The sequence below is a fragment of the Amycolatopsis sp. N2S4-7 genome (assembly GCF_058119595.1).
On record NZ_CP172299.1, the window covers coordinates 6,758,231 to 6,776,846 of the forward strand.

Sequence of the window (18,616 nt, forward strand, 5' to 3'; positions counted from 1 at the left end):
CCGGCTCCAGGTCCGAACCAGTACGAGGAAAGGATCACCAGAGATGAGCAAGTCTCCGATCAAGAGCCCGCTTTCCGAGGCCGACAAGGAGATCACCGGTAACGCCCTGCAGGCGACGCTGGTCGACCTGGTCGACCTGTCCCTCATCGCGAAGCAGGCGCACTGGAACGTCGTCGGCTCGAACTTCCGCAGCGCGCACCTGCAGCTCGACGAGCTGGTCACCACCGCGCGCCAGTACGTCGACGAGGTCGCCGAACGCGCCAACGCCATCGGCATCTCGCCGAACGGCAAGGCGAAGACCGTCGTCGAGAGCTCGGGCGTGCCCGAGTTCCCCGACAACTGGCAGTCCGTGGAGTCCACGGTCGCCGCGATCGTCGACATCCTCGCCGCGCTCATCGAGCGGCTGCGCCAGCGCATCGACGAGACCGACAAGAGCGACCTCGTGACGCAGGACCTGCTGATCGAGATCACCCGCGCGCTCGAAGAGGCGCACTGGATGTGGCAGGCCCAGCAGGCCTGATTTTTCCCCACGAAAGGGCCGTTCCGGACGGAGCGGCCCTTTTTCGTCGGTGGGGGTCAGTACCTTCGGTGGCATGGTGCTGCATCAGGGGAAAACCGACCGCCCGGACCGCGCGGCCGGGACCAACCCGCTCTACGCGGGGGCGAACCCGGCGCTCGCGGCGGACTTCGTCATGCCGCACGACAAGCTGCGGGACGACTCGCTGCCACCGGACACCGCGCTGCAGCTGGTGCGCGACGAGCTGATGCTCGACGGCAACGCGCGGCTCAACCTCGCCACCTTCGTCACGACGTGGATGGAGCCGCAGGCGCGGGAGCTGATGGCGGAGTGCGTCGACAAGAACATGATCGACAAGGACGAGTACCCGCAGACCGCCGAGCTGGAGCGACGCTGCGTGAACATCCTCGCCGACCTCTGGCACGCCCGCGACCCGGCCGACATCATGGGCTGCTCGACGACCGGTTCGTCCGAAGCGTGCATGCTCGCCGGAATGGCGTTGAAGCGGCGCTGGGCCCGGCTCGGCCGAAGTGGCCGGCCGAACCTGGTCATGGGCGCGAACGTCCAGGTGTGCTGGGAGAAGTTCTGCGAGTACTGGGAGGTCGAGCCGCGGCTGGTCCCGATGGACGGCGACCGGTTCCACCTCACCGCCGCCGAAGCCGTCGAGCGCTGCGACGAGAACACGATCGGCGTGGTCGCGATCCTGGGCTCGACGTTCGACGGCAGCTACGAGCCGGTCGCGGAGATCGCGGCGGCGCTGGACGCCGTGGAGTCGCGGACCGGCTGGAACATCCCGGTGCACGTCGACGGCGCTTCGGGCGCGATGATCGCGCCGTTCCTCGACCCGGACCTGGTGTGGGACTTCCGGCTGCCGCGCGTGGCGTCGATCAACACGTCGGGCCACAAGTACGGGCTGGTGTACCCGGGCGTCGGCTGGGTGATCTGGCGCGACAAGGCCGCGTTGCCGTCGGAGCTGGTCTTCAATGTGAACTACCTCGGCGGCGACATGCCGACGTTCGCGTTGAACTTCTCGCGCCCGGGAGCGGAGGTCGCGGCCCAGTACTACACGTTCGTCCGCCTCGGCCGGGAGGGATTCCGGGCGGTGCAGCAGGCCTCGCGTGACGTCGCCGTGCACCTTTCGTCCGGGATCGAGGCGCTCGGGCCCTTCTCGTTGTTGACCCGCGGGGACCAGCTGCCGGTGTTCGCGTTCACGACCCGCCCGGACGCGGGCTTCGACGTCTTCGACGTGTCCCGCCGGCTGCGCGAGCGGGGCTGGCTGGTGCCGGCGTACACGTTCCCGGAGAACCGGACGGACCTGGCGGTGCTGCGCATCGTGGTCCGCAACGGCTTCACGCACGACCTGGCGGACCTGCTGCTGGCCGACCTGGCGAGGGTGCTGCCGGAGCTGGAGGAGCTGGGCGGCCGCCCGAAGGACCCGTCGAAGGCGACGGCGTTCCACCACTAGGGCCTGTCCTCAAAGCCGGATGAGCAGCGTGGCCAGGTCGATCAGGCCCCGGTAGGAGATGAGCCGGCAGCGTTCGACGATGTTGCGGCGCTGGTAGGCGACACGGACGAGGGCCGGTGGGCGTCCACCGGCCCGGCCCCGGCGCAACCGGTTGGCCTGCTGATCCCGGCGTTCGGGAATCGTCGCCGGGATGTGCCGTCGGTGCAGGGAGGAGCGGATGGCGCGGCTGGAGTAGCCCTTGTCCGCCAGCACCCGGCTCGGCCGGGTCGGCGGACGGCCGGGACCTGGCCGGCGGAACTCGATGCCCGCCATGACCTGGACAAAAGCGGTGCAGTCGTTGACGTTGCCGCCAGTCAGCACGACCGACAACGGCCGTCCGTGACCGTCGCAGGCGAGAGGGATCTTGGTGGTGGGTCCACCCCGGCGCCGGCCGATGGCGTGATCGTCTGGCTCGCTGTGGCCCGCCGCGCGCGTGTGCTTCCCCATCCCGCTGATCACCCGCCGGTCATCCACCCGCGGGCGTCCCTTCGCCCCCGAAGCAGGCAGCAACGGCTGGATGACCTGCTACTGCTCATCAGTCAGCTCATGCCTAAGCACCACAACCCAAGATCAAGCAGTCACCCACCAGCTTTGAGGACACGGCCTAGTGCCAGGACTTGGCGCGGGCGTACTGGTCGGGCCAGCGCACGTCGGCGCCGAGGGTGTTCGCCGCGCGGAGCGGCCAGTGCGGGTCGCGCAGCAGGGCGCGGGCGAGGAAGACCGCGTCGGCCTGGTCGCTTTCGATGATCTCCTCCGCCTGGTGCGGGTCGGTGATCATGCCGACCGCGCCGGTCGGGAGGCCGGCTTCGGAGCGGATGCGCTCGGCGAACGGGACCTGGTAGCCGGGGCCGACGGGGATGTCCGGGTGCGGGGTGTTGCCGCCGGACGAGGTGTCGATGAGGTCGATACCGCGCTCGGCCAGCAGCTTCGCGAGCCGGACGGACTCGTCGACGGTCCACCCGCCATCGGTCCAGTCCGTCGCCGAGAGCCGGGCGAACAGCGGGAGGCCGGTCCGCGTCCGCACCGCGTCGGTGATCTCCAGCGCCAGCCGGGTGCGGCCCTCGAAGTCGCCGCCGTAGCGGTCGGTGCGGGAGTTGGACAGCGGCGACAGGAACTGGTGCACGAGGTAGCCGTGCGCGAAGTGCAGCTCGAGCACGTCGAACCCGGCGTTCTCGGCTCGCTGGGCCGCCTCGGCGAATGCCCCGGGGAGTGAGCTGACCTCGTCGGTGCTCAGCTCGCGCGGGGTGGCGTACTGGCCGAACGCCGTCGCGGACGGGCCGACGCTCTGCCAGCCACCGTCTTCGGGCGGCACGCTGCCCGGCCCTTCCCACGGCCGGCGCGTAGAGCCCTTGCGGCCGGCGTGGGCGAGCTGCATGCCGATGGCGGTGTCCTGGCCGTGCACGAAGTCGACGATCCGGCGCCAGGCGTCCGCGTGCTCATCGCTCCAGATGCCGGTGTCCTGCGGACTGATCCGCCCTTCAGGGGTGACGGCCGTGGCCTCGGTCATGACGAGCCCGGCGCCGCCGGCGGCGAACTGGCCGAGGTGGACGAGGTGCCAGTCGCCGGGCAGGCCGCCGGTCGCCGAGTACTGGCACATCGGCGACACCCACGCGCGGTTCGGCAGGGTCAGGCCGCGGACGGAGATCGGGCTGAAGAGTCGGCTCACTCTTCGATCAACGAGACGTGCCCGCCGTCTCTTCCCGTCGCCTCGGCCTCTACCGGCGGGTAACGTCGACCACATGGGTGTCGCTGCTGACGAACGCCAGGCGCTGTGCTCGCTCCTCGACGACCTCGGGCCGGACGCGCCGACCTTGTGCGAGGGCTGGACCACGCGGGACCTCGCCGCGCACCTCGTCGTGCGTGAACACCGCCTGGACGCCGCGCCCGGCATCGTCGTGCCCGCGCTCGCCGGGTACACGCGGAAGGTCCAGGACCGCTACGCCGCCAAGCCGTGGGCGAGCCTCGTCGAGCAGGTCCGGACCGGCCCGTCGAAGCTCTGGCCCACCGCCATCGGCCCGCTCGACGAGCTCACCAACACCGCCGAGTTCCTCGTTCACCACGAAGACGTCCGGCGCGCGCAACCCGGCTGGCAGCCCCGGCCCGCCGACGCCACCCGGGACGCCGCCGCCTGGCGCTCGGTGAAGCAGGCCGCCAAGCTCAACCTGCGCAAGGCGCCCGTCGGCGTCACCCTCCGCACGAAGGACGGCCGGGAGGCCGCGGTCAAGACCGGGCCCGACCCGGTCACGATCGTCGGCGAGCCGGTGGACCTGCTGCTGTTCGTGTTCGGTCGCGACGCCGTCGACCTCGGGTTCGAAGGCGACGAGACCGCCGTCACGAAACTGCAGTCGGTGAACCGGGGACTCTGAGCGCCCGGTTCACCCACTTCCCGACCGGCAGCGCGACGACCACCGCGGCCGGCACGCTCGGCGGCCCGCCGCGGCGCGCGCGAACGCCTGGACCCGCATGACCAGTTTCGTGTCCAAATAGGACATGTAATGAAACCGCGAACACGAACAGCGCGCGGCCGAAGCCCGGCGTCCGGATCACGGAGTACCGCGACCCCGCGACGGGCCGGCTGCCGGCGGTCGGGAGCGTGTTCGACCACCCGGAGCTGCCGATCGCCCGGCACTGGGGCGCGGTGCCCGCGCGAGGACAGCGGGCGGCCCGGCCTTTACTTCCACTACTACGGCGAAGTCGTCCAGTGGGCACTGGCGGCCGTCGGTCGTTCTCGGCAAGAGCATGGCCGGGGCTGAAGGCGACCCTCGGCGCGCGGCTCGTCCCGCAGTACGCGGCGGCGGTCCCGGTGCTAGCTTCGCGGCGTCCCACCTAGCAGCAGGAGCCGCCATGCCGATGATCAGCGTTGCCATGTTCCCCGGCCGCACGCCCGCCCAGAAGAGCGCACTGGTCCGCGAGCTGACCGACGCGTTCATCCGCACCTGCGGCGGCAAGCCGGAAGGGGTCCAGGTGACGCTCGTCGAGATCGGCGCGGACCACTGGGCCACCGGCGGGGTGCTGCACTCGGAACGCTGAAACGCCGTGAAGGCCTCCCCGCACGCGGAGAGGCCTTCACGGACTTGCCGGGTCAGCGCAGGCCGAGGGCCCGCAGGGCGAAGTGGACCTCGATGGCCGTCTGCTTGATCGTCTCCGCGATCACCAGCGAGCCGTGGCCGGCGTCGTAGCGGTAGAACTCGTGGTGCAGGTCGCGGCCGGCGAGGCGGTCGAGGTAGTTCTCGATCTGGCGGATCGGGCAGCGCGGGTCGTTGTCGCCGGCCAGCACGAGCACCGGCGCCGTGACGGCGTCGACGTACGTGATCGGCGAGCACTCCCGGTACACCGCCGGCACGTCGTCGGGCGAGCCGCCGAAGAGCGCGCGGTCGAACGAGCGCAGCTGCTCCATCTCGTCCTCGTACGCGGCGACGTAGTCCGCCACCGGCACCCCGGCGACGCCCGCCGCCCACCGCGCCGGCTGGGTGCCGAGCGCCAGCAGGGACAGGTACCCGCCCCACGAAGCGCCGTTGACGACGCACTTCGCCGGGTCGCTGAGTCCGGTTTGGACGGCCCAGTCGTGGACCGCGGCGACGTCCTCCAGCTCGGTCAGCCCCGGCCGGCCTTCGATGGCGTCGCGCCAGGCCGAGCCGTACCCGGTCGAGCCGCGGTAGTTGACCTCGACCACGGCGAACCCGGCGTCGAGCCAGGTCGCGCGGTAGGCGGAGAAGCGGTCCTCGTCCGCCGCGTGCGGGCCGCCGTGCAGGGAGAACACCGTCGGCAGCGGGCCGTCGGGCGCCCCGGACGGCCGCGACACCAGCGCGTGGATCCGCCCGCCGACGCCGTCGACGAACGCGTCGGTGACCGGCTCCGAACCCGGCGCCCGGTCACCCGGCGGCTCGAGCAGCACCGAATCGGTGCCGTCGGTGGTCCGCGCCCGGACCGCGGCCGGCTCGGCGGCGCTCGACCACGAGTACTCGACCGTGCCGTCCGGGCGGACGCCCGCCCCGCCGATCCGGCCGGCCGGAGTATCCACAGAGGACAGCTCGGCGGTGTCGAGGTCGTAGCGGTACAACGAACTGCGGCCCTCGTGGAAGTGGACGACCAGCAGGGCGCGCGCGTCCGGGTACCAGCCGGCGACGACCTCGCCGGGCAGGTCCAGTTCGAGCTCGGTCTCGGTGCCGGCCCGGACGTCCCAGACGAGCAGCTCCTCGCGGCCCCGCCGTTCGTGCAGGACGAGCAGCCGCTGGTCGCCCGGCAGCGGCGAGAACTCGAGGGCGGTCAGGCCCTTGCCTTCGCCGTCCCACTTCTCCGCGACGGTCCCGAAGCCGTCGGTGGCGAGCACCCGCAGCGCCGGGTGCCGCGAGTCGCCGTGTTCGGAGTGCGAGATCGCGATCAGGCTCTCGTCGCGGGACAGGGACGCGATGCCGGCGTCGTCCGGGTGGCTGTAGAAGCGGTGCGTCTCACCCTTGGCGCGGGCGAACAGCTCGCTGCCGTCGTCGGTCGAGACGCCGACCGCGACGATCCCGGTGCCGATCTCGAGGCCGGCCGGGTAGCCGTCGTGGACGTCCGGCACGGCCTTCTCGGGCTTGCTGCCCTCGGTCGCGGCGAACGGCTCGCGGACCCAGGAGCCGAACTCGTCGCCGTCGGTGTCGTCGAACCACCAGATCCACTCGCCGTCGGGCGACGGCGTGGCGTGCAGGGTGCCGTTCGGCCGGTCGGTGACGCGGCGGTGCTCGCCGGTCGCGCGGTTCCAGGCGTAGACCTCCCAGACGCCGCTGGCGTTCGAGACGTAGATGTTGGCGTCGGGGGCGTCACGGGCCCAGTCGGGCACGGAAATCCGTGGGGCGTGGAAGCGGGCGCGCCAGCGGGCTTCGGCTTCGGCGTCGTCGAACAGCCGGTCCGGGACCACCGCGGGCGGATATTGGTTGGCTGACTGCGTGCTCACCCCTCGATCCTGCCACCTTCTGGCCGTACTGTGTGCGGGGTGCTGGAGGGTTATGCGCCGGGCTACGGGCGAGACGCGGTTTCGATGATGGCCGCGCGCACGGCCGCGGAGCGCGCGACGTTCGCCCAGCCCCTGTTCGCGCCGGGCATGTGGGTGGTCGACCTCGGCTGCGGCCCCGGCTCGATCACCCTGGGGCTGGCCGCGGACGCGCGGGTGACGGGCGTGGACCGCGACGCGGGCCAGGTGGCGATGGCGCGCGCCGCCGCCCGCCGCGCCGGAAGGTCCATAGTGGACTTCGTGGTGGCGTCGGCGTACGACTTGCCGTTCGCGGACGGCAGCGTCGACGTCGCCTTTTCGCACGCGCTGTTCGAGCACCTCTCGCGGCCTTCGGACGCCTTGGCCGAGCTGTACCGGGTGGTGAAGCCGGGCGGGCGGCTTGCTTTGTCCACTTCGGACTGGAGCAAGGCCCGCCTGCGCCCGAAGACGGCGAACGTCGACGCGGCCCTGCGCGGTCACCACCTGCTGCGCCGCCGCGCGGGCGGCGACCCGTTCGCGGGCCGCACGATCGCGGACCACTGCGCGTCGGCGGGCTTCCGAGAGGTGGTCTCGCGCGCCCGCTACCGCTCGGACCTGACGTACCGCGACCTGGCGAAGTACGTGGAATCCCGCTTGGACGAGGCCCTGGAGGACCCGGACTTCGGCCGCGACCGCGACCAGCTGGCGAGTGCGGCCCGTTCGGCGTGGACGTGGGCCAGAAGCGGCGACGGCGATTTCAGCCAGTGCTGGGTCGAAGTGACGGCGACCCGCTGAAACCAGAAGAGCCGGTGTCCGAAGACACCGGCTCTTACTCGTCGGGGTGGCGGGATTCGAACCCACGACCTCCTCGACCCGAACGAGGCACGCTACCAAGCTGCGCCACACCCCGAGGTACTGCTTAACGGGTCGTGGAGAAGTCTAGCGGACCGTGTCGCGGGCTTTTCGGCGGGCCGCCTTACGGGGCTCGGCCGACCCCGACCCGCGCGGGACCAGGGTCAACAGGCTGGCTTCGGGCGGGCAGGCGAACCGGGCCGGCGCCCACGGCGACGTCCCGAGACCGGCCGAGACGTGGAGCCACATGTGCGCCCCCCACCTCGACGCACCGCGGGCCCGGCTGCGATCGAGCTCACAGTTGGTGACGATCGCGCCGTAGCCCGGGAGCCGGAGCTGGCCGCCGTGGGTGTGGCCCGCCAGGACGAGGTCGTAACCGTCCGTGGCGAACGTGTCGAGGACCCGCGGTTCCGGCGAGTGCGTGACGCCGATGCGGACGGCCGCGCCGCTGTCGGCCGGGCCCGCGATGTCCGGGTAGCGGTCGCGGCGCAGGTGGGGGTCGTCGACGCCGGCCGCGAACACGCGCTGGCCGCCGACGTCGATGGTGCGGCGGACGTGCGTCAGGTCGGTCCAGCCGTGCTCGACGAACGCCGCGCGCAGGTCGCGCCACGGCAGCTGGACGCCGTGGATGCGCTTCTTCTTGCCCTGCGGCATCAGGTACCGGGCGGGGTTCTTGGGCTTGGGCGCGTAGTAGTCGTTGCTGCCGAAGACGAACACCCCGGGCCGGTCGAGCAGCGGGCCCAGCGCGCGCAGCACGGACGGGACGGCTTGCTGGTGCGAAAGGTTGTCGCCGGTGTTGACGACGAGGTCGGGGTTCAGTTCGTCGAGCGCGGCCACCCAGCGCTGCTTGCTGCGGTGGCTCGGCAGCATATGCAGGTCCGAGACGTGCAGGATGGTGAACGGCCGCGAGCCGGGCGCCAGCACCGGGAGTTCGGCGGTGCGGAGGGTCCAGCGGCGCCGTTCGATGCCGACGGCGTAACCGAGGGTCGCGGCGCCGAGCGCCAGCGTCCCCGCGGCGAGGCGCTTGGCGGTCGCCCCCGACGTGCTTGTGTTACTGAGCGTGCTCACGAAGTCCAGGATACGTGCTCAACGGTTGAGTGACTTCGCCGCCGTTCCGGGGAACCTGCCGCTTAGCATCTGCGTCGGCCCGGTTGTCACGGGTTACGAGCCGGGGGGCTTGGGGAGAACGATGGAGCAGTTCGGGCCGTACCGGATCGAAGGCCTGCTCGGCCGCGGTGGCATGGGCGAGGTCCACCGCGCCTACGACACGGCGCACGACCGCGTCGTCGCGCTGAAGCTGTTGTCCGACCCGTTCGTCGGCGACGAAGCCTTCCGCGCGCGGTTCCGCCGCGAGTCGCAGATCGTGGCTCGGCTGCGGGAGCCGCACGTGATCCCGATCCACGCGTACGGCGAGATCGACGGCCGCCTGTACCTCGACATGCGGCTCGTCGAGGGCCGCGACCTCAAGGAGCTCCTGGAAGACGGGCCGCTGGACCCCGCGCGGGCCGCCGGGATCGTCGAGCAGGTCGCGGGCGCGCTCGACGCCGCCCACGCGGACGGCCTGGTGCACCGGGACGTCAAACCGTCCAACGTCCTCGTCACGAGCGCCGACTTCGTCTACCTCGTGGACTTCGGCATCGCGCGGTCGATGACCGCCGAAGGGACGTCGATCACCGGCACCGGCAACGTGATCGGCACGCTCGACTACATGGCGCCGGAACGCTTCGGTGACGCCCCGATCACCGGCCTCGTCGACGTCTACGCGCTCGCGTGCGTGTTCTTCGAATGCCTCACCGGCCGGCGTCCGTTCCCGGCCGAGGGCGCGGCCGCGCAGATGGGCGCGCACCTGACCGCCCCGCCGCCGTCGCCCTCCCAGGTGCGGCCGGGCCTGCCGCCGGCCCTGGACGCCGTGGTGGCGCACGGGATGGCGAAGAACCCCGCCGAGCGCTACCCGACGGCGGGGGCGTTCGCCGAAGCCGTCCGGGCGGCCGTGACGGCACCGGCGCCGCCGATCCCGACGTGGCAGCTCACGGCACCGGGCCCGGCTACGCCGCCGCGTCCCACGCTGTCCGCGCCGACGACCCCGCCCAGGCCGACGCTGGCCGCGCCGACGACCTCGCCCAGGCCGACGATGCCCGCGCCGATGACCCCGCCGCGGGCGACGCCGATCCCGGCGGCGCCCCACCCCGGTCCGCCGACCGGGCGGTTCACCGGCCCGCCGAGCCTTCCGGCCTCCCGCCAGCCGCCGAAGTCCCAGCGCAACCGGTGGATCGCGGTGTGCAGTGCGCTCGCCGGCGTCGTGGTGGCCGCGTTGCTGATCACGTACCTGGTGACCAAGGACAAGGCGACGCAGACGGCCGGCCCGTCCGTGCCCGCGACCGTCACGGAGACCTCGGACGCGCCGTCGACGTCGCCGGGCTCGGCTCCACCGTCCACATCGGAAGCCAAGCCGCCGCACGACCAGAAGCTGTACGACGCGCTTCCCGCCATCTACAAGCAGTACTCGTGCGTCGACGCGGCCCCGACGGCCGGTGCGGTCGCGGCGGTGGAGTGCCGGGGCTCGAACGTCGGTGACATCAAGTCGGGCAACGTGGTGTTCCCGGAGCCGACCGGGGCGCGGTTCCTCCGGTTCGCCGACGCGGCGGCGATGGACGCGTTCTTCCAGGACATCGTCAAGACGCAGGGCTTGACCCGCAACGACGCGCAGGGTGCGTGCAGCCCGGAGAAGTACCCGAAGATCTGGGGCACGTACTACCGCGCGCCCTCGCCGAAGCCGGGCGAGTTCCTGACGTGCTTCCTCGGCGACCCGGCCCAGCTCGTGTGGACGCAGCAGAACCTCGTCGCCGGGGTGCTGCTCTCGACCAAGGTCACCGACAACGCCGAGCTGGAAGACCTCTACGAGTGGTGGAACACGGGGATCCTGGTGGACATGCCGAAGAACTGAACCGAGCGGAGGGGCCGCGGGCCCCTCCGCTCGCCGTCGGCTACCGGCCGGGGCCGCCCATGTACTTCGGATCCGGTTGCGGCAGGTCCATTCTCGGCTGGCTGCCGTCGAGGATGTTCTTCATCGCGCCGAACCACGTGCGGGCCGGGGTCTTGCCACCGAAGATGTTCCCGGTCGGGCAGACCCGGACGTTGCCGGGCCCGGCGTCGCAGATGCCGCCCTGGCCGCCACCGAACTTGAACGTCATCGCCGCGCCCGCCAGCTGCGGGGTGCCGCCGACGAACGTCGCCGAGACGTTGCCCTGCGTCGTCCCCGTCTTGCCGATGATCGGGCGGTCCCAGCCGACGTCGGCGGCGGCCTTGGCCGAGGTGCCGCCCGGCTGGTCGTCCTTGCTCATGCCGACGGCGAGGGTGTTCGCCAATCCCTCGGGCACCGCCTGTTCGCACGGCGCTTCCTTGACGGCCACCGGTTTCCCGTTGCGGTCGGTCACCCCGGCGATCGGCGTCGGCGGGCACCAGACGCCGCCGGACAGGATCGTCGCCGCGACGTTGCCCAGCTCCAAGCCGCTGAGCGGGCTGAAGCCGAGGGTGAACGCGCCGTACCCGGGGTTGTTCCCGCGGGGGCCGTACAACTCCGCCTGACTGATGTTCTTCGCCTCGGAGTCGGCCTTCGGGTCGACGGTCCCGCCGCCGGCGTTGCTCGCCATCGTGTCGCGCATGCCGAGCCGCCGGGCCATGTCGATGCCCGGGGCCGTGCTGCCGAGCCGGTCCTCGAGCTCGACGAACGTGGTGTTCGGCGACGTCGCCAGCGCGGTCTGGACCGTCGCGCCCTGGGCGACCCGGCTGTAGTCGCCGGCGTTGCCGACGCAGTACCAGCGCGAGCGCAGCGGCGGCCCCGTCTGCGGGCAGCTGTTGCCACCACCGGTGAAGACGTGCGAGACGTAGGTGTCCGGCACGTCGACCGGCGAGAAGATCCCCGTGACCCCCTTGTCGAGCGCCGCGGCGGTCGTGAAGATCTTGTACGTCGACCCGGCGCCGCCGGTGTTGTAGACGCCGGTGGGGAGCGCGTACGTCGTCTGGCCGGCGTCCTGGTCCTGGCCGTAGTCGCGGTTCGACGCGAGCGCGACCACCTCGTGCCGGTCCTTGCCCGGTCTCACCAGGGAGAGCGTGTTGGCGATGTACGGCTGGGTCTTCTTGACCTGCGCCTCGGCCGAGACCTTCGCCTCGTGGTTGGCGCGCTCGTCCAGCGTGCTCTTGATCGTGTAGCCGCCGGTGTAGAGCTGGTCCTTCGTCATCCCGCCCGCCTTGAGCAGGTAGTCCTCGACGTACTGGCAGAAGAACCCGGACTCCGGGCCGGCGCCGATGCAGTTGGCCGGCGGCTTCGCCGGGAAGTCCGGCACGACGCCCAGCGGCTCACCCTTGAAGCGGTCGGCGTCGGCCTTGGCGAGCTTCTTGTTCTCCACCATCCGGTCGAGCACCAGGTTGCGGCGGGCGGTGGCCTTGTCCGCGTGCTTCCACGGGTCGTTGTTGATCGGGTTGTTCACCAGGCCGGCCAGGAGCGCGGCCTGCGGCACGGTGAGCTTCTCCGGCGTGGTGTCGAAGTACGCGTGCGCGGCGGCGCCGATCCCGTAGATCTGCCGCGAGAACTCGACGATGTTGAGGTAGCCGGCGAGGATCTGCTGCTTGGTCAGCTTCGTCTCGAGCTGGATCGCGATCCGCGCTTCCTTGAGCTTGCGGGCGATCGACTGCTCCTGGGCCTTCTTCTGGCCGACCTGGTCGGTCCGGTAGACGACGTTGATCAGGTAGTTCTTGACGTACTGCTGGGTCAGCGTGGAGGCGCCCTGGGTGTCGGCGCCGGTCGTGTTGCTGACCGCGGCGCGCAGCGTGCCCTGCCAGTCGACGCCGTGGTGGTCGTAGAACCGCTTGTCCTCGACCGAGACCAGGGCCCACTTCATGGCTTCGTTGATCTGGTTCTCGTTGATCGGCAGCCGGTACTGGTCGTACAGGGTGGCGATCGGCTTCCCCGTGCTGTCGGTGACCGTCGTGACCAGCGGCGGAGGGATGTCCGCGAGGTCGGAGGACGTCTTCTCCACCGTCTCGCTGGCCTGGTTGGACATGACACCGGCGGCCCCCACGACCGGGAAGAGCATGCCGGCGACGAGCACCCCCGCGAGCAGACAGAGGCCGATGAGCTTGAACAAACCATCCGCTTTTCGCACGAGGGCCAGCCTACGCGGAGTGAGTCAGGCGCCGGTGACGCCGTGTCTCCACAAGTGTGAATTCAGTGACAAAACTGACCCCCTTCAGTGACATCTGGTAACGGAAGGCATTCTAGGTCTTGGCGGGGGGAACCGACGGCCCCTACAGTCCGTCAACGTCTCACGAAGAAAAGCCGTCGGATGGATCAACGCGGGTGGGAGCTCGCTTGGTCCGAACGGCGGCACCGGCACCGGGGAGGTGCCCGGGTAACCGACGTGAGCAGAGGGAGACACGCTCGCGGGGGCAGGGCGCGCAGTGCCTTTCCCCGCTGGTGCGTCGATCACCAGGGTAGGGAGCTGGGGGTATGGAAACCAACCAGTCGAGCTGGCGAATCAACGCGTCCTGCCGGGACGCCGATCCGGACGGCCTGTTCGTCCGGGGTGCGGAGCAGAACCGGGCGAAAGCCGTCTGCATGGGCTGCCCGGTCCGCACGGAATGCCTCGCCGAAGCACTCGACGGACGTATCAATTTCGGGGTCTGGGGCGGCATGACCGAACGGGAACGGCGGGCTCTGCTGCGCCGTCGCCCCGACGTGGAGAGCTGGGCGGACCTGCTCGAAGCGGCCAAGCGGGACGCCGAGGAACGGGTCGAAGTCGGCTGAGCGGGTGCGGGCGGTGCGGCCCTGCTGCCGCGCCGCCCGCGCCGCTCAGCCCGCGAGCTTCACGCCGATGTCGCGCAGGCCGTCGAGGTCGTGGACGTCACCGGCCAGTGCGGGCACCCGGGCCAGCGCCACTTCGGGGTGGGCCCGGGTGAACCGCGCCAGCAGCCGTTCCTCGCGGGCGGCCAGGCTGACGCGGTCGGCGTGCAGCCGCAGCACGGCTTCGGCCAGCGGTGCGTTCGTGTCGCCCTTCTGCAGGGACTCCGCCGCGGCCAAGGCCTCGGCACCCGACAGCGGGGCGAGCACCGGGTGCGTGCGGTTCGCGATCAGCCCGGCCAGCGGCATCGACTCCGACGAGAGCCGCTCGACGAAGTAGGACGCCTCGCGCAGCGCGTCCGGCTCCGGCGCGGCCACGACCAGGAACGACGTCCCGGACGAGCGCAGCAGCTCCGCCGTCTTGCGCGCGCGCTCGCGGAAGCCGCCGAACATGCTGTCGAAGGCCTGCATGAACGCCGACGCGTCGGTCAGCAGCTGGCCGCCGATGATCGTCGACACCGCCTTGGCGAACATCGAGAAGCCGGCGTTGACGACCTTGCGCAGGCCCCAGCCGCCGGCCTTCGCCGGGCCGGTCAGCAGCCGGATCATCCGGCCGTCCAGCGCGCTCGAGAGCCGGGTCGGCGCGTCCAGGAAGTCCAGCGCGGACCGGCTCGGCGGGGTGTCGACGATGATCAGGTCCCACTCGCCGGTGGCCGCGAGCTGACCCAGCTTCTCCATCGCCATGTACTCCTGCGTGCCGGAGAACGACGTGGAAATGGTCTGGTAGAAGGGGTTCTGCAGCAGCTGCTCGGCGCGTTCCGGGCCGGCGTGCACGCGCACCATGTCGTCGAAGGTGCGGCGCATGTCGAGCATCATCGCCCACAGCTCGCCCTTCGGCTCGAACCCTTCGACCTGCACCTGCTTCGGGTGGTTGCCGAGCTCGCGCAGGCCGAGCGCCTGCGCCAGGCGGCGCGCGGGGTCGATGGTGAGCACGACCGTCTGGCGGCCGCGCTCGGCGGCGCGCAGGGCCAGCGCCGCGGCCGTGGTGGTCTTGCCGACGCCGCCGGAGCCGCAGCAGACGATCACGCGGCTTTCCGGGTCGTCGAGCAGCGCGTCGATGTCGATGGTGGTCACAACCGCACCCCCTGGTCGGTCAGGGCCTCGGCCAGGTCGTAGAGGGCCGCGACGTCGACGCCGTCGGTCAGGTCCGGCAGTTCGAGCGTCGGCAGGTCCGCCTCGGCGAGCTGCTCGCGCGCCCGTTGCTCGGCGGCGACCCGCACGGCGTGCTCGACGGTCTCGTCGACGAGCGCGTCCAGGGTGGCGTCCGGCAGCTTCAGCCCGGCCGACGCGAGCCCGGTGCGGACGCGGGAGGCGTCGACGCGCCCGTCCGCGGCGGCGGTCACCGAGCGGGCCGGCAGCCGCGGCGGCCGGACCCGGTTGACGAGCACCGCGCCCGGGCGCAGGTCCGCGCCGTCCAGCTCGGCCACGGCCTCGACGGTCTCGCGGACCGGCATCTCCTCCAGCAGCGTGGCCAGGTGGATCACGGTCTCGCCGGAGTGCAGCAGCCGCACGACCCCGTCGGCCTGGCCGCGGATCGGGCCGGTCTTCGCGAGGTCGGTCAGCGCCTTGGTGACGTCGAGGAACTTGACGACCCGGCCGGTCGGCGGCGAGTCGACGACGACGGCGTCGTAGGTGTGGCGCCCGTCGGACTCGGTGCGGCCGACGCACTCCTTGATCTTCCCGGTGAGCAGGACGTCCCGCAGGCCCGGCGCGAGGGTGGTCGCGAACTCGATCGCGCCCATCCGCCGCAGCGTCCGGCCGGCGAAGCCGAGGTTGTAGAACATCTCGAAGTACTCGAGCAGCGCGGCTTCGACGTCGATGTGCAGCGCGCGCAGCTCGCCCCCGCCGGGGACGGACGCGATGCGCTGCTCGGCGTAGGGCAGCGGCTCGGTGTCGAAGAGCTGGGCGATGCCCTGGCGGCCCTCGACCTCGATGAGCAGCACGCGACGGCCTTCGCGGGCGAGCGCGAGCCCGAGCGCGGCGGCGAGCGTCGTCTTGCCGGTTCCGCCCTTGCCGGTGACGAAGTGCAGCCGGGCGCGGGCAAGCTCGTCGGTCCAGCCGGCATGGGAAGTGGTCACTTCTTCACCCTAAATCAGTGCTCAGCTGGCCAGCAGCATGACGCTGACCGCAGCCGCGACCGCCGCGACGAGCAGCCAGGCGACGAGCCCGGGCAGCACCGTGAGCAGCAGCACGCCGAGCACCACGAGCAGCGTGAGGGTGACCACACCGCCGACGGCGACCTGGCCCGAGCTGCGCGTCCGGTCGCGCACCTTGGCCATCACGACGAGCACGAGGGGCAGCCCGGCCGCCGCGAGCAGCGCCGTCGCGATCACGCGCCACGTTTCCACGAGGCCACGCTAGCGGGCGCCGGCGGACGTGAGATGGACCACAGTCCGCCCGGGCGACGGCGCGTCGCGGCTCGTTTTCCGGCGGTCGTCCCCGGCGCCCTTGCCCGCTTGGCTACGCTCCCGGGACATGAGCGCCACCAAGTGGGAGTACGCGACCGTCCCTCTGCTGATCCACGCCACGAAGCAGATCCTCGACACGTGGGGTGAGGACGGCTGGGAGCTGGTCGCGGTGCTGCCGAACCCGAGCGGCGAGCAGCACGTCGCGTACCTCAAGCGTCCGAAGGGCTGACCGGAGTGAGCTGGAGCGAACGGCTGAAGGAGCTCGGCATCGAGCTGCCCGGCGTCGCGGCCCCGCTGGCCGCGTACGTGCCCGCCGTCCAGAGCGGCAAGCACGTCTACACCTCGGGCCAGCTGCCCTTCGTCGACGGCGTGCTCGCCGCGACCGGCAAGGTCGGCGCCGAGATCAGCCCCGAAGAGGCCAAGGGCCACGCGCGGACGTCGGTGCTCAACGCGCTCGCGGCGGTGCACGCGCTGGTCGGCATTGACAACGTCGTGCGGATCGTCAAGGTTGTCGGCTTCGTGGCTTCCGCGGAGGGCTTCACCGGTCAGCCCGCGGTCGTCAACGGCGCGTCCGAACTGCTCGGCGAGGTCTTCGGCGACGCGGGCATCCACGCCCGCTCGGCCGTCGGCGTCGCGGAGCTGCCCATCGGGTCGCCGGTGGAGGTCGAACTGATCGTGGAGGTGCAGTGATGGATCCGGACATCGAGCAGTCCACCCACGAGCTGCTGCTCCGGCTGGCCGGGCGGCTGCCCGACCAGCTGCTGTGGCGCTTCCGTGACTGGCTCGGCGAGGGCGCCATGGGCACCCTCGCCCGGACCCTGCCGAGGTCTTTGCTTAAGCACAGGATCGACCTCGACCAAACGGAGTACCGCCTGCTCGTGGCCGGTCTCATCCCGCACGGCGCCGACTGGCACCAGGTCAGTTCGACGCTGGGGGTAGACGACGTCACCGAGAACCGGTACACATTCACGTCGAGTGCGCCCGAATGGGTTAACTCGGTCGACTCCGTGTCCGTGTTGATCCACGCAACGTTGCGCGGACGCCCGGACGTGGGGGAAGTGCGGCAGAGCTGGCGACACGTCGGTGTGGTCGGGCAGGGAACCGCCAAGCGCGTCCTGCTGATCACCGCGCAGGCGGGCCTGCCGAGGCTGACCGGCGAACTGCAGCGGGTGTTGCGGGTACTGGGCGACGAAGAGCCCAGCGTCGAGGTCATCCCGCCGCGCTTCGACCTGCCGGGGTACCACCGGGCCGCGCTGGCCGACTCAGAGCTGGTCTGCGTGGGCGCGGTGGCGGGGAACCGGCTAGTAGCCGCATAACGCTCGCCCGCCAGCGAGCTGGGAGGGAGCAAGGCAATGGTGGAGGTCCACGACGGCCCGCCCATGGACGGGTTCTCGGTGCCCCTGCGCCTGCACAACCTGTTACTGGCCCTGGCGGGCCGGATCGACGACAGCGCGCTCACCGAGGCGCGTGAGCTGATCGCCCGGGCGCACATCGACGAGGCGGTCGAGCTGACCACCGGCACGCTCATCGCGGGCCGGATCCCGGTCAGCTCCGCCGAGCAGCGCGAGCTCGCGCTGGTCCTCGAGATGAGCCGGTCGGACGCGACGCTGGCGAACGACCTGCTGGTCGACGAGACCGAGCCGGTCAACACGCACCGGTTCAGCGGCGAGAACTCCCCGGAGTTCGGCATCGCCGAGGCGCTCGACCGCACCCTGCAGGTGCTGCCGGACGTCCGCTCGGTGCACGCGGTGTGGCGCAACACCCCGGCCGGCAGCGTGCCGGGCGCGTTGCCGCAGCGCGTGGTGCTCGTCGAGCTGGGTCCGGACGGCAACCCGCCGGCCGTCGCGTTCCGCGTCGACACGGCGTTGCGCCGGGCCGGGATCCACTCCGTCGTCGAGGTCAGCGGTCCGGGCGTCGCGCACTCCGAGTACCACCAGGCCGCTTCGGCGGCCGCGTCGCCGGCCTGGGTGACCGGGAGCACGACGTCGAGCACGTCGTCCTTTCGGCCGGAGCCGGTCGTCAAGCCGCCGGCCCCGGTGACGCCGGAACCGGTCGCGGAGTCGGGCAGCAGGCACAGCATGCGCTCCAGCAGCACCACCGCGACGACGCCGGCGGAGCCGGTCGCCCCGGTGGTGCCGATCGTGTCACCGCCGCCCGCCCCGGAGCCGCCCCGCAAGGCGCGGTCCGAGACGCGCGCGGAGCGCACCGCCGACCTGACGCCGGCCGAGGTCGCCCAGCTGCGGCAGGCGCTGGCCGAGGACCCGGAGAAGGGCCGCGAGATCGCCGCGGGCAAGCCGTCGATGCACGAGGTCGTCGAGCTGCCCGCACTGGATCTGGACGACCCGAGCCTGAGCGAGCGCGACCGGGCGCTGCTGCGCGAGCTGCACGCCGAGCTGGCCGAGCGCGAGCGCGCCGAGGCGGCGAAGATGCGGCTCAACGGCGCTTCCCGCTCCGGCGGAGACCAGCGCGGCTGGACCGCTCCGTAGGACCT

General features: G+C 71.6%; 18 protein-coding genes, 1 tRNA gene and 1 pseudogene. 11 read left to right on the plus strand and 9 right to left on the minus strand.

The window, feature by feature from the left end; translation table 11 throughout:
- Positions 1–43 precede the first annotated feature (43 nt).
- Complete coding sequence (locus ACH54P_RS32030) at positions 44–520, plus strand: Dps family protein (RefSeq protein ID WP_489907046.1); 477 nt, start codon at positions 44–46, stop codon at positions 518–520.
- A 73-nt stretch (positions 521–593) separates the two neighbouring features.
- A complete protein-coding gene (gene gad / locus ACH54P_RS32035) occupies positions 594–1,982 on the plus strand; it encodes a glutamate decarboxylase (RefSeq protein WP_489907047.1) in 1,389 nt (462 codons plus the stop codon).
- A 9-nt stretch (positions 1,983–1,991) separates the two neighbouring features.
- Here gad and ACH54P_RS32040 read toward each other — a convergent pair.
- Together ACH54P_RS32040 and ACH54P_RS32045 are read right to left on the minus strand one after the other, a co-directional pair.
- Positions 1,992–2,423, minus strand: a pseudogene (locus tag ACH54P_RS32040) (transposase); the annotation flags it as partial.
- A gap of 202 nt (positions 2,424–2,625) precedes the next feature.
- Positions 2,626–3,687, minus strand: coding sequence for an NADH:flavin oxidoreductase/NADH oxidase (locus tag ACH54P_RS32045; RefSeq protein WP_489907048.1), 1,062 nt, complete (start codon positions 3,685–3,687; stop codon positions 2,626–2,628).
- A gap of 73 nt (positions 3,688–3,760) precedes the next feature.
- On the opposite strand from ACH54P_RS32045, the gene ACH54P_RS32050 reads away from it, so the two are divergent.
- Entirely contained in the window at positions 3,761–4,387 is a 627-nt protein-coding gene (locus tag ACH54P_RS32050; protein ID WP_489907049.1) for a TIGR03085 family metal-binding protein, read from the plus strand.
- A 478-nt stretch (positions 4,388–4,865) separates the two neighbouring features.
- A complete protein-coding gene (locus ACH54P_RS32055; RefSeq protein WP_176174273.1) occupies positions 4,866–5,051 on the plus strand; it encodes a tautomerase family protein in 186 nt (61 codons plus the stop codon).
- Positions 5,052–5,103: 52 nt separating this feature from the next.
- Here ACH54P_RS32055 and ACH54P_RS32060 read toward each other — a convergent pair whose 3' ends face one another.
- Positions 5,104–6,954, minus strand: coding sequence for a S9 family peptidase (locus tag ACH54P_RS32060; RefSeq protein ID WP_489907050.1), 1,851 nt, complete (start codon positions 6,952–6,954; stop codon positions 5,104–5,106).
- A gap of 39 nt (positions 6,955–6,993) precedes the next feature.
- Here ACH54P_RS32060 and ACH54P_RS32065 point away from each other — a divergent pair, with 39 nt between their 5' ends.
- Positions 6,994–7,764, plus strand: coding sequence for a class I SAM-dependent methyltransferase (locus ACH54P_RS32065; protein WP_489907051.1), 771 nt, complete (start codon positions 6,994–6,996; stop codon positions 7,762–7,764).
- 41 nt (positions 7,765–7,805) lie between these two features.
- Here ACH54P_RS32065 and ACH54P_RS32070 read toward each other — a convergent pair.
- Both ACH54P_RS32070 and ACH54P_RS32075 read right to left on the minus strand, forming a co-directional pair.
- Positions 7,806–7,879: transfer RNA gene (locus ACH54P_RS32070), tRNA-Pro, on the minus strand.
- A gap of 29 nt (positions 7,880–7,908) precedes the next feature.
- A complete protein-coding gene (locus ACH54P_RS32075; RefSeq protein ID WP_489907052.1) occupies positions 7,909–8,889 on the minus strand; it encodes a metallophosphoesterase in 981 nt (326 codons plus the stop codon).
- A gap of 121 nt (positions 8,890–9,010) precedes the next feature.
- Here ACH54P_RS32075 and ACH54P_RS32080 point away from each other — a divergent pair, with 121 nt between their 5' ends.
- On the plus strand, positions 9,011–10,765 hold the full coding sequence (locus ACH54P_RS32080) for a serine/threonine-protein kinase (protein ID WP_489907053.1): 1,755 nt from the start codon (positions 9,011–9,013) through the stop codon (positions 10,763–10,765).
- Positions 10,766–10,805: 40 nt separating this feature from the next.
- Here the strand turns inward: ACH54P_RS32080 and ACH54P_RS32085 are convergent, their stop codons facing one another.
- Complete coding sequence (locus ACH54P_RS32085; RefSeq protein WP_489907054.1) at positions 10,806–12,983, minus strand: transglycosylase domain-containing protein; 2,178 nt, start codon at positions 12,981–12,983, stop codon at positions 10,806–10,808.
- A 344-nt stretch (positions 12,984–13,327) separates the two neighbouring features.
- Here ACH54P_RS32085 and ACH54P_RS32090 point away from each other — a divergent pair, with 344 nt between their 5' ends.
- Entirely contained in the window at positions 13,328–13,624 is a 297-nt protein-coding gene (locus ACH54P_RS32090; protein ID WP_489907055.1) for a WhiB family transcriptional regulator, read from the plus strand.
- 45 nt (positions 13,625–13,669) lie between these two features.
- Here ACH54P_RS32090 and bagB read toward each other — a convergent pair whose 3' ends face one another.
- The 3 genes from bagB to ACH54P_RS32105 are packed head-to-tail and all read right to left on the minus strand — an operon-like array spanning position 13,670 to position 16,065.
- The gene (gene bagB, locus ACH54P_RS32095; protein WP_489907056.1) at positions 13,670–14,791 is read right to left on the minus strand and encodes an ATPase BagB; all 1,122 of its coding nucleotides are present in this window, start codon (positions 14,789–14,791) and stop codon (positions 13,670–13,672) included.
- A complete protein-coding gene (gene bagA / locus ACH54P_RS32100) occupies positions 14,788–15,795 on the minus strand; it encodes an ATPase BagA (protein ID WP_489907057.1) in 1,008 nt (335 codons plus the stop codon). The genes bagB and bagA overlap by 4 nt, the downstream gene beginning before the upstream one ends.
- A gap of 21 nt (positions 15,796–15,816) precedes the next feature.
- Positions 15,817–16,065 carry a hypothetical protein gene (locus ACH54P_RS32105; RefSeq protein WP_489907058.1) on the minus strand — a complete coding sequence of 83 codons (249 nt, stop codon included), beginning with the start codon at positions 16,063–16,065 and terminating at the stop codon, positions 15,817–15,819.
- Positions 16,066–16,192: 127 nt separating this feature from the next.
- Between ACH54P_RS32105 and sp36 the strand changes: the two genes are divergently transcribed.
- The 4 genes from sp36 to ACH54P_RS32125 are packed head-to-tail and all read left to right on the plus strand — an operon-like array spanning position 16,193 to position 18,611.
- Positions 16,193–16,354, plus strand: a complete 162-nt coding sequence (sp36, locus tag ACH54P_RS32110) for a Sp36 family protein (RefSeq protein WP_489907059.1) — start codon at positions 16,193–16,195, stop codon at positions 16,352–16,354.
- A gap of 5 nt (positions 16,355–16,359) precedes the next feature.
- Complete coding sequence (locus ACH54P_RS32115; RefSeq protein WP_489907060.1) at positions 16,360–16,815, plus strand: RidA family protein; 456 nt, start codon at positions 16,360–16,362, stop codon at positions 16,813–16,815.
- Positions 16,815–17,441: a hypothetical protein gene (locus ACH54P_RS32120; protein WP_086859607.1), complete on the plus strand. Its 627-nt coding sequence runs from the start codon at positions 16,815–16,817 to the stop codon at positions 17,439–17,441. Before ACH54P_RS32115 ends, ACH54P_RS32120 begins: the two co-directional genes overlap by 1 nt.
- A gap of 36 nt (positions 17,442–17,477) precedes the next feature.
- The gene (locus tag ACH54P_RS32125) at positions 17,478–18,611 is read left to right on the plus strand and encodes a hypothetical protein (protein ID WP_489907061.1); all 1,134 of its coding nucleotides are present in this window, start codon (positions 17,478–17,480) and stop codon (positions 18,609–18,611) included.
- The last annotated feature ends 5 nt before the right edge of the window (positions 18,612–18,616 follow it).